This is a genomic window from Streptomyces sp. NPDC058685, assembly GCF_042714725.1.
Lineage (GTDB): Bacteria > Actinomycetota > Actinomycetes > Streptomycetales > Streptomycetaceae > Streptomyces.
Genome location: NZ_JBHXSL010000028.1, coordinates 30793 through 47240, shown reverse-complemented (window position 1 = coordinate 47240; position 16448 = coordinate 30793). Strand labels below are relative to the sequence as shown.

Sequence of the window (16448 nt, the reverse complement as noted above, 5' to 3'; positions counted from 1 at the left end):
TGTTCTCCTTGTTCAGGCCGGATCAGCAGCAGATTCGTACAGAACCCGGAGACACATCGCAGGCAGGTCGCCCGAGGCGAGCCGCGGCAGTACCTCCGGAAGCTCGTGGAACGCGCACTCGCCGGTGACGAAGGTGTCGAAGACGGGGTCCGCGAGGAGATCGAGCGCGATGGCGAGCCGGTCGGCGAAGGTCCGGCGGGAGCCGCGGGCCGGGGACACGGTCCCCACCTGGCTGCTGCGGACGACCAGTCGGCGGGAGTGGAAGGCCTCCCCGAGCGGGAGGCTGACGCGGCGGTCGCCGTACCAGCTCAGTTCGAGGACCGTGCCCTCCGGCGCGAGCAGCTCCAGTGAGCGGGTGAGCCCGGCCTCGGTGGCGCTGGCGTGGACGACGAGATCGCAGTCGCCCGTGGCGTCCTCCGGGAGCGCGAAGTCGACCCCGAGGGCCTTGGCAACGGCGGCGCGGCCGGGGTCGGCGTCGACCAACTGGACGCGGACGGCGGGGAACCGGGCGAGGACGGCGGCCACCGACGCGCCGATCATGCCCGCTCCGACGACGGCGATACGGTCGCCGACCAGTGGCGCCGCGTCCCACAGGGCGTTCACAGCGGTCTCCACCGTCCCGGCCAGAACGGCCCGTGCGGCGGGCACGCCGTCCGGCACCGGTGTCACGGCGCTCGCGGGGACGACATAGCGGGTCTGGTGCGGATAGAGGCAGAAGACGGTACGGCCGACCAGCTCCCGCGGTCCCGCTTCCACCAGGCCGACATTGAGGTACCCGTACTTCAGCGGACCGGGGAAGTCGCCCTCCTGGAACGGCGCCCGCATCGTCGTGCGCTGGTTCTCCGGAACACCGCCCCGGAAGACGAGTGTCTCCGTCCCCCGGCTCACCCCGGAGTAGAGCGTGCGCACCACGACGTCGTCGTCCGTGGGGGCCGGCAGGGACACGTCCCGGATCTCTCCGTGACCGGGTGAGCGGAGCCAGAAGGCGCGGGCGGTGAGCTCCATGAGGCGTCCTCCTGAACATTCGGGCAGCGGTCCACGTACTGATCTTTACGAAGCCGCGGACACGGTACGCGGCACTCACGGACTCTGTCACACAGCCGGAGGACACACGGTGACCTTGAACGACACGCTCGACAGGAGGCTCCTGCACCAGGAGACGGCCGTGGGTGCGGGTGCTCAACTGCTGCTGCTCGCCCTCCTCGGATCGGCGATGGGCCTGGGGCTCGCGGGGTGGCTGACGGGCCTGGCGTTCGCGCTCGTCACCTGGGCGGTGCTCACCCGCGCCCTGTCCCGCTCCTGGCTCCGCTCCTTCGGCGCGGCCAACCGCGTCACGCTCGCCCGGGCCACGCTCGTCGGCGGAGTGACCGCGCTCGTCGCGGACTCCTTCGAGAGCCCCCGCCCGGTCACCGTGCTGGTCGCCCTGACAGCGGTGGCGCTGATACTCGACGCGGTCGACGGCAAGGTGGCCCGCCGCACGGGAACGTCGTCCGCACTCGGGGCGCGCTTCGACATGGAGGTCGACGCCTTTCTCATCCTGGTGCTCAGCGTCTATGTCGCCATGTCGCTGGGCCCCTGGGTGCTGCTGATCGGCACGATGCGCTACGCGTTCGTCGCCGCGGCCCGTGTCCTCCCCTGGCTGAACGGCGCCCTCCCGCCGAGCACGGCCCGCAAGACGGTGGCGGCGCTCCAGGGCATCGTGCTCCTGGTGGTGGGAGCGGGAATCCTGCCGCAGTGGCCGGCACTGACGGCCGTGGGCATGGCGCTGGGGCTCCTGCTGTGGTCGTTCGGCCGGGACGTCAGGTACCTGTGGCGGGTGCGGAACGTTCCGGAGTCCGAGGTCTTCGCAACGCCGCGTCACACGGCGGCCGATGCGGTGCGGCACCCCTCCGCGGCGTAACGGGCGGCGCCCGCGGAGGCGTTGCAGCGGGGCCGGTCGTCTAGGACCCACGGCCCTGAGGCGCCGGCGAGACCCGTCTGTGTGCGCCGGTCGGCAGCAGGAAAACCCAGGTGCGGTAGGCCCAGAACCGAAAGGCCGTGGCGGCCGCGATGCCGAGCGCCTTCACCAGGTTGTTCTGCAGGACACCGTTCCAGCCGAGCCAGTAGGTCGCCGCGTAGAGCGTTCCGTTCTCGATCAGCAGGCCGACGAGGCTGAAGGCGACGAACAGGGAGAACTGCCGGGCGGGGCTGCGCTTGTCCCTCTCGCGGTAGGTGAAGTAGCGATAGCCCAGGTAGTTGAAGACGATCGCCGCGGTGGTGCCGGCGATGCCGCATCGCACGACCGACTCGGACGTGGCCGCCCGGCAGAGGTTGAACACGGCGAAGTTCACCGCCACGCCGAGGCCGCCGACCGTGCCGAACCGCAGCATCTCGCGCATCAGCGGAGGCGGCGTCGCCTGCCGGCTCGGCTTCGACTCGTGCATGGGCAGCTCCGGGACGGGACGAGGCACGCGCCGGTGGGACCGGTCAGGTGCGACTGGGCCCTCGTCCGGTGATGCGCTCGACGCCACCGCTCCCGCGCGACGGGTCTCCCCTGGACGAAGGGGTCCGCCCGGGCGGCAGACACACCACCTATGCCCGGGGACCTCCCGCGCGTGGTGCGTGACAGGGGCAGTTCACCCGGTCGCGCCACAGCGCAGGGCGTACGAGCTGCACGGCGACACGGAATCCGCGGACAGCATCCGGGACCGCGAGCACGTCGCCGGCACCCCTCGGCGCGAGTCCGGTCCGGCATGACGCACCGTCATCCCGCATGTGGCGCAGTCGTCCGGCACACGGAAAATGTGCCGATGTGCCCGGAACCTAGGCAGCCGGACCGTCCGGACGGTATCTTGCGCTCCCTGAGTGCACGGCACGGCGCCCCGGGGGTGGGGAAGGGAGAGGCCACGATGCAAGGACACGGTCCTCCGTTCCGTCCCGGGTACGAACGCGCGGGTGGTCTCGCCGACTCGGTGTTCGAGGCCGCACTGCGCCATCCCTCCCTGGTGCAAGTCTCTCGCCACTCAGGGCGGGGCGAGGGCGCCTGGGAGCCGGTGACCGCACGGGAGCTGTGCGACCAAGTCGTCGCCGTGGCCAAGGGTTTCCTGGCCAACGGCATCCGGTTCGGTGACCGCGTGGCGCTCATGTCCCGTACGCGCTACGAGTGGACGGTGCTGGCCCACGCCCTGTGGTCGGTGGGGGTGGAGATCGTTCCCGTGTACCCCACCTCGTCCATCGAGCAGGTGCGCTGGATCCTCAACGACGCCCAGGTCAGGGCGATCGTGGTGGAGCACGAGAACCACGCGATGACGGTCGCGGCCGCCTCCGACTCACAGTCCGCGCTGACCGCGATCTGGCAGATGGACCGTGGCTGCCTGGCGTCCCTCGTCGAAGAAGGTCTCGCGCTGGACGACGAGATGATTCATCGTCACCGGGCCGCGGTGCTGCCGGACCAGATCGCCGCGATCACGTACACCTCCGGCACCACCGGCAGCCCCAAGGGCTGCCTCATCACACACGGCAACCTCGCCGCCGAGTGCGACATCCTGCTCGAAGGGTGGGGCGGGATTCTCGCCGAGCCCGGTGTGCAGCCGTCGATCCTCAACTTCCTTCCTGTCGCGCACATTTACGGCCTGATGGTGGGGGTCGCGTGTCTGCGCGGCGGCATACGGCTGGGCCATCAGCCCGATCTGAGCCCCGAGTCGCTGCTGCCGGCCCTGTCGTCCTTCCGGCCGACGTTCCTGTTCGCGGTGCCCTACATCTTCGAGAAGATCTTCCACAAGGCCCGCCGGACCGCCGAGGGCGCGGGAAACCTCGGTCTCTTCGACAAGGCCGCCGCCGTTGCCGTGCGTTACGCGGAGTCCGTGGAGCGCCAGTCGACCGGCGCGGGCCACGGTCCGGGTCCGTCGCTGAAGGTCCTGCACGCCGTGTACGACCGTCTGGTGTACACCAAACTGCGTGCGGTACTGGGCGGCCAGGTGCGCACAGCCGTCTCGGGCGGCTCCACTCTCCGCCGCGAGCTGGGGCTGTTCTTCGCGGGTGCGGGCGTCACCGTGTACGACGGCTACGGCCTCACCGAGACCGCGGGGGCGATCACGGCACAGCCGCCGGGCGAGGTCAGGTTCGGCACGGTGGGCCGGCCGATTCCCGGCTGCGCGGTGCACATCGCGGACGACGGTGAGGTGTGGGTCGCCGGTGAAACGGTCTTCGCGGGCTATCTGAACAACCCGAAGGCCACCGAGGCGGTGCTGCGGGACGGGTGGTTCGCGACCGGTGACACCGGCCATCTCGACGAGGAGGGCTACCTCGTCATCACCGGCCGCAAGAAGGACATCATCATCACCAGCGGCGGCAAGAGCGTGGCCCCGCTGCCGCTGGAGGAGCAGCTGCGCCACCATCCGCTGATCTCCCAGTGCCTGATCGTCGGCGACGACCAGCCGTACATCGCCGCTCTGATCACGGTGGACCCGGAGGCGCTGGCGCACTGGCTGGCCCTGAAGGGGAAGCCGCAGTGGGACGTGTCGGCGATGACGGACGACGAGGACCTGCGGGCCCAGATCCAGCGGGCGGTCTCCCGGGCCAACACCCGGGTGTCGCAGGCGGAGTCGATCCGCGCCTTCCGGATCCTGCCGAGGGAGTTCACGCTGGACTCCGGTCTGATGACACCGACGCTGAAGCTCAAGCGGCGGGCGATCGCGGGGGCGTACGCGGCGGACATCAACGCGCTGTACCGGCGGTGAGGGCGGCGCCTCGCGGGCCGGGCGGCCGGCACCGGGTGAGCGAGCGCGGTGCGCGGGCCGGGCGGTGTTCGGCCGGTGGCCCGAAACCGGGCTCCCACGCACCCCGGAAACAAAAGAAACCCCACGCGATGTGGGGTTTCTCCGTGGTGTCCGAGGGGGGACTTGAACCCCCACGCCCGATAAAGGGCACTAGCACCTCAAGCTAGCGCGTCTGCCATTCCGCCACCCGGACAAGGTGTGTGTCGGCCGTGAGGCATCCCCGCGGCGACATGGACAACAATACCAGGGGTTCGGGGCCCTCCGTGACTGCCTTTTCCCGGGCCCCGGATCGGTCGTGACCAGGCAGGACGAGCCTCCGGGAGGATCCCGGCCGACCGGCCGGCCGCTCCGTTCCGGCCTCGCTCGGGAGCCCGCCGGCGCACTGCGGCGTCACACCGGTCACGGCCCGCGCTCAGCTCCGCGCTCCCCCGCCGTGCGGCTGGCGGCCCACCGGCCCGCCCCCCCACCCCACAAGCGGACCGGGCGGCGTCAGTCCTTGCGGCCCGTCGCGGCGACCGTGACGCCGAGGCCGATCATGGTCACCCCGCCCACTCCGCCGACCAGTGCCAGCCGCCTCGGCGACCTGGCGAACCAGCTTCGCGCGGTGGCGGCGACCAGCCCCCAGACACTGTCGGAGGCCAGCGCGATGACGTTGAAGACCAGGCCGAGCAGCAGCATCTGGCCCGTGACGTTTCCCTGACCGCGGTCGACGAACTGCGGCAGCACAGCGGCGAAGAACACGATGGTCTTCGGGTTGGCCACCCCGACGGCGAACCCGTCCGCGAGCGTGCGCCAACTGCTGTGCACGGGGGCTTCGCCCGAGAACGCGGCATGCAACGACCCGCGTTCCCGCACGGCCTTGATCCCCAGATACACCAGGTACGCGGCGCCCACCAGCTTCAGCGTCGTGAAGACGACGACCGAGCGTTCGACGACGGCTCCGACCCCGAGGGCCACGGCGACGACGAGGACGTAGGCACCGAGCGTGTTCCCCACGACGGTGGTCAGCGCGGCGCGACGGCCCTGCGCCAGTGCCCTCCCGACCACGAACAGCACGCTCGGGCCAGGTATCACGATCAGCAGGAAGGACATCGCCGCGAAGGCGAGGAGACGGTCGGTGGAGAGCATGCGGCCGATCGTAGCCAGAGCACCACGCTCGCTCGCAGCCCTTTTTCTGCCTGCGGATCCTCTGCCGCGGGCCACCGGCACACCGTCCGCCGGCCGGCGCGATCAGTGCAGCCGCGACAGCGCCTGCTCCAGCCCGCCCGGGGTCAGCGCGGGGCCGGGCAGGGAGGCGCCGGGGGCACGCAGTCCGTTGAGGAGGAGCGCCAGCGGGCGTCGCCATGCGCCCGGCGACGCCTCCTCGGCGGCGGGGACGGCGCGGCCCAGGGCGGCGAGGACGAAGAGCAGGTCCTCGACCGTCACGTCCTCGCAGACCGTGCCGCTCTCGCGGCAGCGGGCGAGCAGCAGGCCGAAGGTTGCGGTGTTGTGGGCGTGCAGGCCCTCCAGGGACGGGATTCCGGGGATCGTCGTGGTCATCAGGTCGGTGACGCCCCGGTCGGCGGCGAGTCCCGTGAAGATGTGCGTCACGTAGTCGACCAGACCTGACCACGGGTCCTCGGCCTCGCGGGCACGCTCGCCGGCTTCGCGCGTGGCTGCCAGCAGGTCGTGGAACACCACCTCGATCAGGGCGGCGCGGTCCGGGAACCGGCGGTAGAGCGTGGCGTTGCCGACGCCCGCCCGGCGGGCGATCACGTCGAGAGGTGCCTCCACGCCCTGCTCCGCGTAGACCTCCCGGGCTGCTTCCAGGATGCGTAGCCGGTTGCGTTCCGCGTCTTGTCTCACGCCCTCACGCTACCCGAACCGTGGAGCACTCCCCACTTTCTGCTACGGTCGCACCGTAAACGGGGAGCAGTCCCCACTTGGTGGACGGACTGCTGCCGCCGTCACCCGTCGCACGTCCACGCCACCGGAGGGCAGGCACCGTGACACTCGTCGAACTGGTCCCCGACCAGGACCGCTTCACCGCCGATCCGCACAGCCGCTACGCGGAACTGCGCGCGCGGGGAGGCATCCACCATGTGCTGCTGCCGTCGAAGGAGGCCGCCTGGCTGGTGACCGACGCCCGAGCGGTGCGGGCCGCGCTCACCGACGAGCGACTGCGCAACGACGTACGGCACTCCGCGTCCTGGGCCCATGACGGCGGGTACGCGATCGGACGGAATCTGCTCCAGGTCGACCCGCCGGACCACACCCGGCTACGACGCCTGGTGGCACGCGAGTTCACCCGGCACCGCGTCCAGGCGATGCGCGGGCGCGTCCAGGAGACAGCCGACGGCCTGATCGACGCGCTGGCGCCGGCCGGAGAGGCCGACCTGGTCGACGCCTTCGCCTTTCCGCTGCCGGTGACCGTGATCTGCGAACTGATCGGCGTACCGGAGGAGGACCGGGACCCCTTCCGTGCCTGGTCCGCCGAGATCGTCGCGGCCACCAGCCACGAGGCCGCGTCGGCCGCGGGCCTGGCGATGACGGCGTACCTCACCGACCTCATCGAGGCCAAGCGGGCCCTTCCGGTGGAAGCCGATGCGGCCGGATCGGCACGGGGCGACCTGCTGCACGCTCTCGCCCACGCCGACAGCACGGATGAAGAGCCCCTGACCGCGCCGGAGTTGCTCGGGATGACCTTCCTGCTCCTGGTGGCCGGCCACGAGACCACGGCCAACCTGATCTCGAGCGCCGTGGACCTGCTGCTCCGCAACCCCGAGCAGCTCGCGGCCCTCCGTGCGGACTGGACCCTCCTCGAAGGCGCCGTGGAGGAGGCGATGCGCTACGAGCCTCCGGCCCTCGCCGCGGCCTACCGCTATCCGGTCACCGACGTGACGATCGCCGGCACCACTGTGCCGAAGGGCGACCCCGTCGTGCTCGGCCTGGCCGCCGCCAACCGCGATCCGGCGGTGTTCGCCGATCCGGACCGCTTCGACATCCACCGCGATCCGGCCGCCACGCGTACGCATCTGTCGTTCGGCCACGGCATCCACCACTGCCTCGGCGCTCCGCTGGCCAGGATGGAATCCGCGATCGCCCTGCGCACCCTGCTCGAACGCCTCCCGGGTCTCGCGCTCGCCGACCCGTCCGCCCCGTCCGCGTGGCGGCCCAGCCTGCTGCGAGGGCTGGACCGGCTGGACGTGACGTGGTGAGCAGCGGGGCCGCAGGCGTCAGTCGGCCATCATCTCCCGTACCAGCGGCGCCACTTCGGCCCCGAACAGCTCGATGTTGGTCATCACCGCACTGTGCGCCATGCCGTGCATGCCGTACTTCAGGTCGAAACGGGTCGCGTCCAGGTCCCTGAGCGTCGTCACGATCTTGCGGGCCACGGTTTCGGGCGAGCCGACGTGCAGTGCGCCGCCCGGGCCCACGTCACGCAGCAGGGTCTCGCGGGTGGGGGTGCGGAAGCCGCGCTCGCGGGACACCCTGCGCATCGCGGTCTCCAGGGCGGGCAGGAACTCCTCGACCGCCTGCTCGTCGGTGGCCGCGACATGACCGGGCGCATGGATGCCGACCGGCCGCCGCGGCTGACCGAACTGTTCCAGCGCCTGCCGGAACAGCTGCGAGAAGGGTGCGAAGCGGGCCGTCTCGCCCCCGATGATCGCGAGCATCAGGGAGAAGCCGTGGCGGGCGGTGCGGACCACCGACTGAGGGCTGCCGCCGACACCGATCCAGGTCGGGATCGCCCCCGACTCGCTGTGCGGGTAGACCGGGAGACCGTCGAGGGAGGCGCGGGTGTTGCCCGACCAGGTGACCGGCTTCTCCTTCAGGAGCTCAACGAACAGGCCCACCTTCTCCTCGAAGAGTTCCTCGTAGTCGCTCAGCTCGTAGCCGAAGAGCGGGAACGACTCGGTGCTCGATCCCCTGCCGAGGATGAGCTCGGCCCGGCCGTTCGACACGGCGTCGAGGGTGGCGTACCGCTGGAAGACGCGGACGGGGTCGTCGGAGCTGATCACCGTCACCGCCGAGCCGAGACGTATCCGCGAGGTCTGCGACGCGATGGCGGCGAGGACGACGTCGGCGGCCGACAGGGGCATGGTGTCGGTGTGGTGCTCGCCGATGCCGAAGTGGTCGAGGCCCACCTGATCGGCGAGGACGCCCTCCTCCACGAGATGGCGGATGGTCCGCGCGTGGGACAGCGGACGGCCGTCGGCGTCGTCGGTCACATCGCCGAACGTGTCCAGGCCGAGCGTGAGGTCTCCCCCATCGGTCCGGCCGGTCGAAGGACTGGTCATGTCGTACTCCCTGCATGGTGTGACCCGTGGTTCTCGCGGTCGGCGCCGCGCCTCACGGGACGGGTGGGTCAGCTGGCGATGCGCCGCAGCGCCTGGGTGAGCCGAGCCAGATCGGCGCCTTCGAGGTGGTCGAAGACGTGGCGGCGGGCGCTCGCCAGATGGGCGGGCCATGCCTGTTCGAGCCGGGCGAAGCCCTCGTCGGTGAGTACGGCGTTCCAGCCGCGGGCGTCCTCGTCGCAGCGGGTCCGTGCGACCAGGCCCTGGGTCTCCAGGCGGGTCACCACGCGGGTCATCCCACTGAGGGAGAGATTGCATGCCGCGGCGAGCTCGCTCATCCGCATCAGCCGGTGCGGCGCCTCGGACAGATGCATCAGCGTCGTGTACTCGGAGACCGGGATGCGCTGCTCGCGCATCATGTCGGCGTCGATGACGCGCGGCAGGACGATCATCACGCGACCGAGCTCGCGCAGCAGCGCTTCCTCGTCGGTGCTCAGGGGGCGCAGCGGCTGCTGCTCGGCGTCGGTCATGTCTCGATAGTACTTGCTTGACGAAGCAAGTTCTAGGTGGATACTTGACGAGGCAAGGACCTTTGCGCCGGATCACCACAGAGTTCCGGATCACCACAGAGCTATCGAGGGACACCCATGACCAAGATCGGCATCATTCTCGGCAGCACCCGCCCGGGGCGTAACGGAGAGGCCGTCGCCCGCTGGGTGCACGACATCGCCGCACAGCGCGACGACGCGGAGTTCGAGCTCGTCGACCTGCTCGACTACAAGCTCCCCCACCTCGACGAGGCGTACCCGCCGTCACTCGGCCAGTACTCGCAGCCGCACACGCTGAGCTGGGCGAGCAAGATCGCCTCGTTCGACGGCTTCGTCATGGTGACGCCGGAGTACAACCACTCCACCTCCGGCGCGCTGAAGAACGCCATCGACTTCCTCTATGCCGAGTGGAACAACAAGGCCGTCGGATTCGTCAGCTACGGGTCGGCCGGCGGCACCCGCGCGGTGGAGCACCTGCGCCTGATAGCCGGCGAGCTCCAGATGGCCGACGTGCGTGCGCAGGTCGCCCTGTCGCTGTTCACGGACTTCGAGAACTTCAGCGTGTTCAAGCCGGGCGACTTCCAGCGGGACTCGCTCACGACGGTGCTCGACCAGGTCGTTTCCTGGAGCCAGGCGCTGGCGCCGCTGCGGGCGGCCTGAGACCGGGCGAGACCCGGCGGCGGGACCCCGGCGCCAGCACCGCCACCACCTTCGGCAGCCGCCCGCCGGGCGGTCAGGGCAGGAGTCTGTCGATGGCGCCGGGGCCTTCCTCGGCCAGCTTGCGCTGCGCCCAGGCCAGGTTCTCCGGGGTGAGGTCCCGGCCCGAGGCGAGCACGAGATCCTCGGGTGAGACCTCGCCCTCGGAGCCGGTGTGCAGCAACGAGTCGGGCGTGACGGCATCGTCGGGCGGGGGGTTCGCGCCGGACTGTGGATCGGTCATGGTCTCTCCCTGTTCGGTCCGATGTGTCCCCTCGTACCCACCCCCCGTCCGAGCGCGCTCCCGCTCCTCCTAAAACACTCGTCTGGCCGGTGCGGCACGCCGCCGACCGGCAGTGGTCTCCTTTCGGGCACCCCGGGTGCCGACGGACATGCGGCGCTTCGTAGGGTGAATCCCTGGGGAGTGGTCCGGCCAGGGCCAGTGGGAGCGTGGGGGCTAGATGTTCAACGGCGAGGACGTCGGGACTGTCCGGGGGCACGGGGCGGTGCCGGACCATGGGTAGACACGGACGAGGGCCCGAGACGGACGGTGACGACGCCGCACCGGCCTCCGGCCGCACCGGTCTGAGCAGCCTCGTCGCGCACCTCAGGGTCGCCCGCCTGCGGGAGGCGATGCAGCAGCCGAACGTCAGGCGCATCGTGCGGGCGCTCGGACTGCGCACCCGGCTGGCGGACATGTGGCACAGCGTGGACTACCCGCGCTCGGCCCGGCAGGGCTGGCGGCGCTGGGTGCCGTCGTGGCGCCAGTCCCTGAGCCTGTTCCTGGTCTCCACCGCCGGTGTGACGCTGCTGGTGATGTTCGCCTACGTCAAGACCGACATCCCCAAGAACCTCAACGGGTTCGCCACCCAGCAGGACAACGTCTACTACTGGTCCGACGGGACGCAGATGGCGCGGTCCGGCTGGGTCAGCCGGCAGGAGACGTCCCTCGACCAGGTGCCGGAGGACGTCCAGTGGGCGGTTCTCTCCGCCGAGAACGCCAACTTCTACTCGGACCCCGGCATCTCCGTGTCGGGCATCGTCAGAGCGCTCGGTCACATGGTCGGTGGCGGCAGCACCGAGGGCGGCTCGACCATCACCCAGCAGTACATCAAGAACGCCTATCTGAACCAGGACCAGACCTACTCCAGGAAGTTCACCGAAGTTCTGCTCGCCGTGAAGCTGGACAACCGGCTGAGCAAGAAGGAGATCCTGGAGGGGTACCTCAACACGAGCTGGTTCGGCCGCGGGACCTACGGCATCCAGCGGGCGTCGCAGGCGTACTACGGCAAGGAGGCCTCGCAGCTCAACGCCAGCGAGGGCGCCTTCCTGGCCTCGCTGCTCAAGGGCGCCGCGCTCTACGACCCGACCATCAGCGCCAAGAACCGTGAGCGGGTGGAGCAGCGGTGGAGCTGGACGCTCGACCGCATGGTGGCGGTCGGCAAGCTCTCGCGCGAGGAGCGGGCCCGGTACACCAAGTTCCCCGAGCCGAAGCCCGCGGCGCCGCCGGGCAATCTGAGCGGCCAGCAGGGCTATCTCGTGGAGCTGGCGAAGGATTACACGTCCAAGCACGTGGAGATCTCCGACGCCCAGTTCGACCTGGGCGGCTACCAGATCTACACGACGTTCGACAAGCAGCGGGTGGCCTCGCTGACCTCGTCGGTGGAGAAGGTGCGGGCCAAACTCGACCCGAAGAAGCGTCCTACTGACACCTACGTGAAGACCGGCGCCGCGTCCGTCGCCCCGAACGGCCGCATTCTCGCCGTGTACGGCGGACCCGACTACCTCAAGCAGGGCTTCAACGAGGCGAACGCGGTGACCGTGCCCGCCGGTTCGGCCTTCACGCCGTTCGTGTACGCGGCGGGGCTCGCCGAGGGCGTCCAGAAGGAACGGGAGACGCCACGGGTTCCGGTGTCGCCGGACACCCTCTACAACGGCAACGACAACATCGCGGTCCGTACGCCGGAGGGCCCGTACTGGGACCGCGGCGGCAAGATCGTCAAGGGCCGCAACGACGAGAACCGGTCATGGGGCCAGGCGATCAGCCTGCGCACGGCCATGGCCAACTCGGTCAACACCCCCTTCCTCCAGCTCGGCATGGACGTCGGCCTGGACAAGGTCCGCAAGACCGCGGCCGACGCCGGCCTGCTGACGTCCAGCTTCGGGCGCTCCATACCGGAGTTCTCGCTCGGCAACTCCAAGCCGAGTGCCATCCGTATGGCGACGGCGTACGGGACCTTCGCCGCGGGAGGCCTGCACACCGAGCCCTACTCGGTGCTGAAGGTGACCCGTAACGGAAAGCTGCTCCGGCTGCCCCGGCCGGACGCGGACCGGGCGATGAGCCCCGATGTGGCCGCCAAGGTCACCGACGCCCTCCGGGACTCGGTCCAGGAGGGCAGCGGACGGGCGGCCAAGTCGGTCGGCGAGACCGCGGCGGGCAAGACCGGCACGACGCAGGACGACACGGCGGCCTGGTTCGTCGGGTACACACCGCAGGAGTCCACGGCGGTGGTGCTCTACCGGACGGACCTGAGGAAGCTGGAGTTGCTGCCGCTCAAGGGGCTGGGCGGGCCGGACGCCGATTCGCCGGTGTCCATGGCGACGAAGATCTGGAAGGACCACATGGCGACGGCGCGGTGACCCGCCGCCGGGCGTGAGGGGCTGGGAGCGGCCGGGGGTGGTCGCTCCCGGAGGGCGTACAGGCGCCCGGGCTCCGTACGGCGATCAAGACGCGTGCGGCGATCAAGGCGCGTGCGGCGGCAGAGCGTACGGGCGGTCCGGGTGAGGGCGCGGCGGCCAGGGGCACGGGGCGGTCCCGAGACGCGCGCCTGTCCGAGCACTCCCCCGGACAGGACCTAGTCGATCAGCGTCTTCCAGTCCGGGGACTGCGCCGGGTCGAGGCCGCGCAGATTGGCGAGGACCTTGGGGTCCTGCACGTCGAGCCAGTCGCTGAGCTCCCGGAACGACACGCACTTCACGTCGGAGCGGGGGCAGACCTTCCGCATGACGTCCTCGACGGCGTCCATGTAGATGCCGCCGTTCCAGTTCTCGAAGTGGTTTCCGATGAACATGGGGGCGCGGCTGCCGTTGTAGACCCGCTCGAAGCCGTTGAGGTAGGCGTCCCGGGTCTCCTTCTCCCACTCCGCGTAGCGCGCGGGATCACCCTCGGTGGTACCGCCGGACTGGTTGTAGAGGAAGTTGAAGTCCATGGCGAGGACCTGGAGTTCCTTGTCCGGGTAGGGCAGGAGCTGGAGCGGGAAGTTCCAGATGCCGTTGATCTTGGAGGGCCATATCTGGAAGTCGCCGGACGAGCTCGCGTCGTAGCGCCAGCCGAACTTCTTGATCGCGGGGATCAGGTTCTTCTGGCCCTCCAGGCACGGAGCGCGGCCGCCCACGGTCTCCTTCTGCACATCGAAGGGCAGCGGCGGCAGATCCTTCATGCCCGTGTTCGTCTTCCACTTCTTGACGAACCCATAGGTCTGCTCGATCTCGCTCTTCCACTCCTCGACGCTCCAGTCGCCGCCGCCCTTCTCACCGCAGAAGTGGCCGTTGAAGTGGGAGCCGATCTCGTTGCCGTCCTTCCAGGCGCCGCCGAGCTCCTTCAGGGTGGTGCGGATGTGCTCGTCCGTGGGGTACGAGATCGCGGCCGCGCCGACGTCGTGCTGCGGCGGGCGGTAGAGACCGGCCTTGTCCTTGGGCAGCAGATAGATGCCCGTGAGGAAGAACGTCATGGTGGCGTCGCTCTCCTTGGCCACCTGGCGGAAGCGGGAGAACGTCCGGTCGTCGCCCTCCAGGGCGCCGTCCCAGGAGAACACGACGAACTGCGGGGGCTTCTCCCCCGGCTTGAGCTTCCTGGGTTCGAGCTGCTTGGGCTGCGGCCCGGTGTAGGAGGTCGACCCGTCCCCCAGCACCTTGGTCGTGCCGTCCCACTTCTCCTCGTCGTCCTTGGCGGACTTCTCCCCCACACCACTGCGTGACGCCGCGTTGGCGGCGCCGTCCCCGTCCCCGCCGGACAATGCCAGGATTCCCACCGCGCCGGCCACGACGGCCGCCACCCCCGCGGCTCCGAACCGGATGCGTGCCCGTTTACGGGCACGGGCACGCGCTTGGGCCCTCACACTCTGCGCCATAGATTCCGCCCCCAGAAAACGAACACGTGCCCCCGGTTACACCTGTCCGAATATACGTGTTGATTCGGAACAGGGCGGAAGTGGTCCATGATGTGACGTGTTTTGCACGGGCGGATGTGGCCGACGCGCCGCGAGTGACGGTGCCGCGATCCCCGTCCCCCGACGTCAAACCGGTCGACCGCCGATCCGGGACACCTCTACGGTGTCGACCATGACCGGCCTGCCTGTACGGGTACCCGACGTCCGTGTCCACGTCAAGATGAACATCGGCGCCTGTGGCCCCTTCGCGTACATCGTCGCCACCTTCGAACCGCCGCGCGCGGACGCGGGGTTCGAGCTCCGGAACTCCCTGCCGGAGAACCGGCTGCCCCCGGAGTACGTGCCCGCGCTGCGGGAGGGCCTGCTGGACGGGCTGGGCGGAGTGGCCGCCGCGGTCATGCTCACGGACGGCAGGCACCACGAGGTGGACTCGTCCGAGTACGGCTACCGGATCGCCGGCCGACAGGCCGGCCGCGCGGCACTCATCGGCGCGGGCCTGCTGCCGCCGGAGGAGTGCGACTCCCTGCGCTGGGCGGTCTGGCCGGGCCGGCTCCGGCCGTGGTCCGTCCGACCGCAGACCTGACCGGACCGGGACGCCCGGACGACATCACGAGGATGAGCCGATGATCAAGGTGCGCCAGGCCGAGCCGGACGACGGACGTGTGCTCGGAGAGATCCACTCCGCCGCCTGGGAGGCGGCGTACGCCCCCTTCTTCGCGCGGGATTTCGCCGCACGCGGTGTCCGCAGCAGGCTGACCCGCTGGCACGACCGCGTCGCGGGAGGGACGGGAACGATCCTGCTCGCGGTGCTCGACGACCGCCCCGTCGCGCTGTCCCTCTGCCTCCCGTCCCCGGCCCGCCCGGGCATGGCGGAGATCCGCAGCTTCTACAGCCATCCCGACGCCTGGGGCAGCGGGGTCGCCGCCGTGCTGATGACAAAGACGCTGAGCCGCCTGCGCGATGACGGATTCACGCGGGTGCACCTGTGGACGTTGCGCGACACCCCGCAGTCGCGTCGCTTCTACGCCAAGTCCGGCTTCGCCGAGACCGGCGCCGCGCGGGCCTTCGACTTCGGTGAGGGCAATCTGCTCGACCAGGTGGAGTACGAGAGAGACTGCTGACCCCGGGGAGCGGTCAGCCGCTGTGCCGTACTCCCAGCGGGCGTCCCTGCTCCCGCTTCGGACCGGCGCCCCCTCGGCCCACGGCCTGCGACTACGCCAGCAGTCCCGGCACATCCGCGAACGAGTCGACGACGTGGTCGGGTTCACCGGACGCGGCCCGGTGTGTCTCGGGGCGGTACTTCCCCGTTCTGACCAGGACACCCGTGATGCCCCGGCGCTGGGCGGCGAGTACGTCGGACTCGATGTCGTCGCCCACCATCAGCGTCCGCGACGCGTCCGCGCCGAGGCGGGCCAGGGCGGTGTCGAAGAACGCCCCGGCCGGCTTGCCGAGCACCTCCGCCTCGACACCGGCCGCGCGTTCCAGGCCCAGGAGGAAGGCACCCGCGTCGAGTTGCAGCCCCGCGTCCGTACGCCAGTAGAGATTGCGGTGCATCGCGAGCAGGTGGGCTCCGCGCTGGAGGTGGGCGAACGCCGTGTTGAGGGCCTCGTAACCGAACTCCGGTCCCGCGCCGCCGACGACGACCACATCGGGGAGGGAATCCGGGTCGTCGAGGTCCACGAGGGTCACCTCCGCGAGGTCCTCGGCGATGTCACCGCTGTTGAGCACCGCGCACCGGGCCCCGGGGAAGTGCTCCGTGAGATACGCGGCGGTCGCCGCCGGCGCGGTGAGGATGTCGTCAGCCGTGACCGGGAACCCCGACTCCACGAGCAGCCGCGCGATGGAACTCCTGGTACGCGACGTGGTGTTGGTGAGCAGGGCCAGTGGTACGCCCGCCTCGCGCACGCGTTCCATGGCCTCGACGGCTCCCGGAAGCGGCTTCCAGGAGACCGTGAGTACACCGTCGATATCGATCAGGAGAGCGCCGACCCGTTCCATGGG

General features: G+C 70.3%; 16 protein-coding genes and 1 tRNA gene. 7 read left to right on the top strand and 10 right to left on the bottom strand.

From position 1 onward, the window contains the following. Positions 1-12: 12 nt before the first annotated feature. Positions 13-1005 (bottom strand): zinc-binding alcohol dehydrogenase, encoded by a 993-nt coding sequence (locus ACFWU3_RS22230; RefSeq protein ID WP_384440189.1) that lies wholly within the window; start codon positions 1003-1005, stop codon positions 13-15. Between the two features lie 109 nt (positions 1006-1114). Here ACFWU3_RS22230 and ACFWU3_RS22225 point away from each other — a divergent pair, with 109 nt between their 5' ends. Continuing rightward, positions 1115-1900 (top strand): CDP-alcohol phosphatidyltransferase family protein, encoded by a 786-nt coding sequence (locus tag ACFWU3_RS22225; RefSeq protein WP_384440187.1) that lies wholly within the window; start codon positions 1115-1117, stop codon positions 1898-1900. Between the two features lie 40 nt (positions 1901-1940). Here the strand turns inward: ACFWU3_RS22225 and ACFWU3_RS22220 are convergent, their stop codons facing one another. Beyond that, complete coding sequence (locus tag ACFWU3_RS22220) at positions 1941-2423, bottom strand: GtrA family protein (protein WP_384440184.1); 483 nt, start codon at positions 2421-2423, stop codon at positions 1941-1943. Positions 2424-2888: 465 nt separating this feature from the next. On the opposite strand from ACFWU3_RS22220, the gene ACFWU3_RS22215 reads away from it, so the two are divergent. Further along, the gene (locus tag ACFWU3_RS22215) at positions 2889-4718 is read left to right on the top strand and encodes an AMP-dependent synthetase/ligase (RefSeq protein WP_384440182.1); all 1830 of its coding nucleotides are present in this window, start codon (positions 2889-2891) and stop codon (positions 4716-4718) included. 144 nt (positions 4719-4862) lie between these two features. Here the strand turns inward: ACFWU3_RS22215 and ACFWU3_RS22210 are convergent. The 3 genes from ACFWU3_RS22210 to ACFWU3_RS22200 form a co-directional block, all read right to left on the bottom strand. Continuing rightward, positions 4863-4950: transfer RNA gene (locus ACFWU3_RS22210), tRNA-Leu, on the bottom strand. A gap of 296 nt (positions 4951-5246) precedes the next feature. After that, on the bottom strand, positions 5247-5885 hold the full coding sequence (locus tag ACFWU3_RS22205) for a LysE family translocator (protein WP_384440179.1): 639 nt from the start codon (positions 5883-5885) through the stop codon (positions 5247-5249). A 102-nt stretch (positions 5886-5987) separates the two neighbouring features. Next, a complete protein-coding gene (locus ACFWU3_RS22200) occupies positions 5988-6602 on the bottom strand; it encodes a TetR/AcrR family transcriptional regulator (RefSeq protein WP_384440176.1) in 615 nt (204 codons plus the stop codon). Between the two features lie 140 nt (positions 6603-6742). Here ACFWU3_RS22200 and ACFWU3_RS22195 point away from each other — a divergent pair, with 140 nt between their 5' ends. Next, entirely contained in the window at positions 6743-7954 is a 1212-nt protein-coding gene (locus ACFWU3_RS22195; RefSeq protein ID WP_384440174.1) for a cytochrome P450, read from the top strand. Positions 7955-7972: 18 nt separating this feature from the next. Here ACFWU3_RS22195 and ACFWU3_RS22190 read toward each other — a convergent pair whose 3' ends face one another. Both ACFWU3_RS22190 and ACFWU3_RS22185 read right to left on the bottom strand, forming a co-directional pair. Then, positions 7973-9037 carry an LLM class flavin-dependent oxidoreductase gene (locus ACFWU3_RS22190; RefSeq protein WP_384440171.1) on the bottom strand — a complete coding sequence of 355 codons (1065 nt, stop codon included), beginning with the start codon at positions 9035-9037 and terminating at the stop codon, positions 7973-7975. 68 nt (positions 9038-9105) lie between these two features. Next, complete coding sequence (locus ACFWU3_RS22185) at positions 9106-9564, bottom strand: MarR family winged helix-turn-helix transcriptional regulator (RefSeq protein WP_384440168.1); 459 nt, start codon at positions 9562-9564, stop codon at positions 9106-9108. A gap of 117 nt (positions 9565-9681) precedes the next feature. On the opposite strand from ACFWU3_RS22185, the gene ACFWU3_RS22180 reads away from it, so the two are divergent. Further along, the gene (locus ACFWU3_RS22180) at positions 9682-10242 is read left to right on the top strand and encodes an NADPH-dependent FMN reductase (protein WP_384440166.1); all 561 of its coding nucleotides are present in this window, start codon (positions 9682-9684) and stop codon (positions 10240-10242) included. A gap of 73 nt (positions 10243-10315) precedes the next feature. Here the strand turns inward: ACFWU3_RS22180 and ACFWU3_RS22175 are convergent, their stop codons facing one another. Next, the gene (locus ACFWU3_RS22175; RefSeq protein WP_384440163.1) at positions 10316-10522 is read right to left on the bottom strand and encodes a hypothetical protein; all 207 of its coding nucleotides are present in this window, start codon (positions 10520-10522) and stop codon (positions 10316-10318) included. Positions 10523-10794: 272 nt separating this feature from the next. On the opposite strand from ACFWU3_RS22175, the gene ACFWU3_RS22170 reads away from it, so the two are divergent. Beyond that, complete coding sequence (locus ACFWU3_RS22170; RefSeq protein ID WP_384440160.1) at positions 10795-12918, top strand: transglycosylase domain-containing protein; 2124 nt, start codon at positions 10795-10797, stop codon at positions 12916-12918. A gap of 215 nt (positions 12919-13133) precedes the next feature. On the opposite strand, the gene ACFWU3_RS22165 is transcribed toward ACFWU3_RS22170, so the two are convergent. Next, complete coding sequence (locus ACFWU3_RS22165; protein WP_384440157.1) at positions 13134-14408, bottom strand: hypothetical protein; 1275 nt, start codon at positions 14406-14408, stop codon at positions 13134-13136. Positions 14409-14619: 211 nt separating this feature from the next. Between ACFWU3_RS22165 and ACFWU3_RS22160 the strand changes: the two genes are divergently transcribed. Continuing rightward, on the top strand, positions 14620-15030 hold the full coding sequence (locus ACFWU3_RS22160; protein ID WP_384440154.1) for a hypothetical protein: 411 nt from the start codon (positions 14620-14622) through the stop codon (positions 15028-15030). Between the two features lie 40 nt (positions 15031-15070). After that, positions 15071-15568: a GNAT family N-acetyltransferase gene (locus tag ACFWU3_RS22155; protein WP_384440151.1), complete on the top strand. Its 498-nt coding sequence runs from the start codon at positions 15071-15073 to the stop codon at positions 15566-15568. Positions 15569-15659: 91 nt separating this feature from the next. On the opposite strand, the gene ACFWU3_RS22150 is transcribed toward ACFWU3_RS22155, so the two are convergent. Beyond that, a complete protein-coding gene (locus ACFWU3_RS22150; protein ID WP_384440148.1) occupies positions 15660-16445 on the bottom strand; it encodes an HAD-IIA family hydrolase in 786 nt (261 codons plus the stop codon). Positions 16446-16448: the final 3 nt, after the last annotated feature.